Annotated in this window: 1 protein-coding gene and 1 pseudogene; both read left to right on the top strand. The window is 71.3% G+C overall.

All coding sequences use genetic code 11. From position 1 onward, the window contains the following. Positions 1–330: pseudogene (locus JCM19049_RS15950) on the top strand (glucose-6-phosphate isomerase); the annotation flags it as partial. Between the two features lie 130 nt (positions 331–460). After that, on the top strand, positions 461–643 hold the full coding sequence (locus JCM19049_RS15955) for a hypothetical protein (RefSeq protein WP_054822039.1): 183 nt from the start codon (positions 461–463) through the stop codon (positions 641–643). Positions 644–851: the final 208 nt, after the last annotated feature.

Raw genomic sequence — 851 nt, forward strand, 5'->3', positions numbered from 1 at the left:
GTCTCGGACCTGCTGGCCGAGGACGACGAGGACAACCTGGCCCTGCACCTGGGGGCGGCGCTGGCCACCACCGGGCGGGACAAGCTGGTCTTCGCCTCCGACGCCCAGGCGCTGGCCGGGTTCGGGGACTGGGCCGAGCAGCTGATCGCCGAATCCACCGGCAAGCTGGGCAAGGGGATCCTGCCGGTGGTCGCCCACCTCAACGCCCCGGAGCTGCGTGACCCGGCCGGCGATGTGATGCCGCTCTACCTGTACGGGCAGCTGCCCGACGAGGTGGCCGAGGACACCACCGCCATCCACTTCTCCGCCCCGCTGGCGCCGCGTTCCTGATCTTCGAATACGCCACCGCGGTGGCCGGCTACCTGCTTCAGCTGAACCCGTTTGACCAGCCCGACGTGGAGGCCGCCAAGCCGCCGCCCGCACCCTGCTGGACGCCCCGTCCGCAGGGGAACCGGACGCGGTGTTCGGCGCCATCGAGGTCTACGGTTCCACGGCCGACAGCCTGGCCGATGCGCTGGAACAGCTCACCGCCCAGCTGCCGGAGAACGGCTACCTGGCCATCCAGGCCTACCTGGACCGGCACGGGGATGCGCAGCTGCAGTCGCTGCGCGACGTGTTGGCCGAACGCACCGGACGCCGGTGACCTTCGGCTGGGGTCCGCGCTTCCTGCACTCCACCGGCAATACCACAAGGGCGGCCGCGCACCGGGGTCTACCTGCAGCTGACCACCCAGTCGCAGCGGGACGTGCAGATCCCCGGGCGCAGCTTCGGCTTCGCCGGTCTGATCGCCGCGCAGGCCTCCGGGGACGCGAACGTGCTGTGCGATGAGAAGCACGCCCGCCCGGTGCCTG

This window comes from Arthrobacter sp. JCM 19049, from assembly GCF_001310435.1.